Below are 3,384 nucleotides of genomic sequence, written 5' to 3' on the forward strand. Positions count from 1 at the left end.
CGTCCTCGCGCTGGCCCGTCGGCGCGTGAACGTCCTGTGGGCCCTGATCCGTGACGGAAAGTGCTTCCAACACGCACTCCCGGTCACAACGGCGGCTTGACAACATCATTAGGAGGTGGTCTCCTTGCCCAGCTCGGTCAGCAGATACGCGTGTGCCGCGGCGGCCGCCGCCACCGAGGCCAGCAGCCGGGCCAGCTCCGGCTCCGCGGTGAGCAGGGCCTCGGTGTGCGCGTCGGCCCTGCGGCGCTCGGCGGCGGCCAGCTCCTTCACCGCTGCCCCGGGGTCGGTGGACACCGGGCCGGGGGCGGGCGGAGCGGCCTCGTCCGGCGCGCCTTTCGCGCGCGGCGGGGCCAGCGCCTTCCCGTGCTCCCGTACGGCCGCCCGCAGGGGCGCCAGGCCCGCCGCGGTCGCCGGATGGGCCTCGGCCACCAGGTCGTAGTGGGCGATCAGTCGTGCGCCGTCGCGCACCGCCTTCTCGCGCAGGGCCCGCTCGGCCCGGACCGCGTCGGCCCGGGCGCCGGAGCGCGTGGGCCTCCTGCCGTCCGCCGCCTCACCGTCGCCCCCGCATCCGGTCAGCACCGCACCCAGGGCGAGAGCTCCCGTGGCGGTGAGCGCCCCCCTGCGCGTCGTCCCCGTGCGCTGCACGTTTCTCCTTCGAGCCTGGACCGGTCCTGACCGGATCTGTCCTGATGTGATCACCGCAGGCGAGCGTACCCGCGCCGACGGGGCAGGCGGACGGCAACACCCCTGGCGACCGGATACCCTTTGACCTGACGCACGACGATCCCCACAACAGCACACGCGGCCGAGGAGTCACCCGGATGAGCACCACCCAGAGCGAGAGGCTGCGCGGGCTGCTTGAACCGCTCGTCAGCGCGCAGCAGCTGGACCTCGAAGAGATCGAGGTGTCCCGGGCGGGCCGCCGCGGAGTGCTCCGGATCATCGTGGACTCCGAGGAGGGCGTGGAGCTGGACGCCTGCGCGGAGCTGAGCCGCGCGATCTCCCAGAAGCTGGACGAGACCGACGCGATGGGCGAGGGCGAGTACGTCCTCGAAGTCAGCTCCCCCGGCGCGGACCGCCCGCTGACCGAGCACCGCCACTACGTACGCGCCACCGGCCGGCTGGTCCGGTTCCAGCTGGCCGCCGACGGCTCCGGCGAGCTGGTCGCCCGCATCCTCGCCGTGGACGAGGACGGGCTCGACCTCGAAGTGCCCGGGGTCAAGGGCCGCAAGCCCACGTCCCGCCGCCTCGCCTTCGACGAGATCGCCAAGGCGCGCGTGGAGATCGAATTCAACCGCAAGGACAAGAAGGAAGAGGAGGCGTAGCCGTGGACATCGATGTGAAGCTTCTGAAGGGCTTGGCGCAGGACAAGGAGATCCCCTTCGACGTGCTCGTCGGGGCGATCGAGTCGGCCCTCCTCATCGCGTACCACCGCACCGACGGCAGCCACCGCCGGGCGCGCGTGAAGATCGACGAGCGCGGCCATGTGACGGTGTGGGCCAAGGAGGACCCGGCCGACCTCGAAGAGGGCCAGGAGCCCAAGGAGTTCGACGACACCCCCTCCGGTTTCGGCCGGATCGCGGCGACCACCGCCAAGCAGGTCATCCTCCAGCGGCTGCGCGACGCGGAGGACGACCGGACCTTCGGGGAGTACGCGGGCCACGAGGGCGACGTCGTCACCGGCGTCGTCCAGCAGGGCAAGGACCCCAAGAACGTCCTGGTCGACATCGGCAAGCTGGAAGCCATCCTTCCGGTGCAGGAGCAGGTCCCGGGCGAGGAGTACACCCACGGTCTGCGCCTGCGTACGTATGTCGTACGGGTCGCCAAGGGCGTGCGCGGTCCGTCGGTGACGCTCTCGCGCACCCACCCCAACCTGGTGAAGAAGCTCTTCGCGCTGGAGGTCCCCGAGATCGCCGACGGCTCCGTCGAGATCTCGGCGATCGCCCGCGAGGCAGGCCACCGCACCAAGATCGCGGTCCGCTCCACCCGTTCGGGCCTGAACGCCAAGGGCGCCTGCATCGGCCCGATGGGCGGCCGGGTGCGCAACGTCATGGCCGAGCTGCACGGCGAGAAGATCGACATCGTGGACTGGTCGGACGACCCGGCCGAGATGGTCGCCAACGCCCTGTCGCCCGCCCGGGTGAGCAAGGTCGAGGTCGTCGACCTCGGCGCCCGCTCCGCCCGGGTCACCGTGCCGGACTACCAGCTGTCGCTGGCCATCGGCAAGGAGGGCCAGAACGCCCGCCTCGCCGCCCGCCTCACCGGCTGGCGCATCGACATCCGGCCCGACACCGAGACCGACGCTGAGCGCGAGACCGCCGACCGCGAGCGGGCCGATCGGGCCCGGGAGCGCTCGGAAAGGCGTTGACCCGGAGCGGGTCCAGGGAATAGATCTGGGCCGTAGGGCGCTGAGATCACGACAACATCCGTTCGATTTTTGCCCCAAAGGGGTGAGGTCGGTACGGGGAGGTAGACTTAAACGTGTCTGGCCGGACGCAAGCCCGCGCTTGCCCCGAGCGAACCTGTGTGGGATGCCGGGAGCGAGCGGCCAAGAGCGAGCTGCTGCGCATCGTGGTGGACGAGGGCGCCTGCGCCCCTGATCCACGCGGTACGCTGCCCGGCCGGGGTGCTTATGTGCACCCCACCTCTGTCTGTCTCGACCTGGCGGTTCGCCGCCGGGCATTCCCCCGGGCCTTCAAGGCCAAGGGGCCGTTCGACACCGCGGCACTCACGCGGTTCGTCGAGCGGGTGACACCGTAAGAAGTGAACGGCACGGGACCCCGTGCGGTCAGGTACCTCGCGAGTTGGAAGTAGGTCGAGATTGCGATGAGCACTCGATGAGTACGCGATGAGTACGCCCATGAAGTAGCGACGGTCCGGCGGTAACCCGGACCTAAAAGGAGCGAAGTGGCTAAGGTCCGGGTATACGAACTCGCCAAGGAGTTCGGCGTCGAGAGCAAGGTCGTCATGGCCAAGCTCCAAGAACTCGGTGAATTCGTCCGTTCGGCGTCCTCGACGATCGAGGCGCCGGTTGTACGTAAGTTGACCGACGCACTGCAGGGGCCCGGCGGCAACGCCGGCAAGTCCGCTGCCAAGCCTGGCGCGCCCCGTAAGGCGACGCCCGCGAAGCCCGCAGCGCCCTCCCCGGCCGCTGCGGCACGTCCCGCTGCCCCGAAGCCCGGCGCACCGGCTCCCAAGCCGGCCGCGGCCGAGACCCCGAGCAGCACCCCGGCAGCGCCTTCCGCGCCGTCGGCGGGCCCCCGTCCGGGCCCGAAGCCCGCGCCGGCCAAGCCGGCCCCGGTGACCCCGGTCCCGGCCGCCGAGTTCTCGGCTCCGGCTCCGGCTCAGCCGGCCGCCCCCCAGCAGCCCCAGGCCCCGCGTCCC

5 protein-coding genes are annotated in these 3,384 nt (G+C 71.3%); 4 read left to right on the plus strand and 1 reads right to left on the minus strand.

From position 1 onward, the window contains the following. Positions 1-108: 108 nt before the first annotated feature. A complete protein-coding gene (locus tag CIB93_RS36790) occupies positions 109-645 on the minus strand; it encodes a hypothetical protein (protein ID WP_096633110.1) in 537 nt (178 codons plus the stop codon). 176 nt (positions 646-821) lie between these two features. On the opposite strand from CIB93_RS36790, the gene rimP reads away from it, so the two are divergent. From rimP to CIB93_RS36810, 4 genes are all read left to right on the plus strand, one after another. Further along, positions 822-1,325 carry a ribosome maturation factor RimP gene (gene rimP / locus CIB93_RS36795; RefSeq protein WP_096633111.1) on the plus strand — a complete coding sequence of 168 codons (504 nt, stop codon included), beginning with the start codon at positions 822-824 and terminating at the stop codon, positions 1,323-1,325. A gap of 2 nt (positions 1,326-1,327) precedes the next feature. Further along, positions 1,328-2,368 (plus strand): transcription termination factor NusA, encoded by a 1,041-nt coding sequence (gene nusA, locus CIB93_RS36800; RefSeq protein WP_096633112.1) that lies wholly within the window; start codon positions 1,328-1,330, stop codon positions 2,366-2,368. Positions 2,369-2,481: 113 nt separating this feature from the next. After that, a complete protein-coding gene (locus tag CIB93_RS36805) occupies positions 2,482-2,760 on the plus strand; it encodes a YlxR family protein (protein WP_179115590.1) in 279 nt (92 codons plus the stop codon). Positions 2,761-2,907: 147 nt separating this feature from the next. Further along, positions 2,908-3,384: translation initiation factor IF-2 N-terminal domain-containing protein (locus CIB93_RS36810; RefSeq protein WP_179500377.1), on the plus strand; the 477-nt coding region annotated here is incomplete at its 3' end.

The sequence above is a fragment of the Streptomyces sp. WZ.A104 genome, assembly GCF_002382885.1.
Classification (GTDB): Bacteria; Actinomycetota; Actinomycetes; order Streptomycetales; family Streptomycetaceae; genus Streptomyces.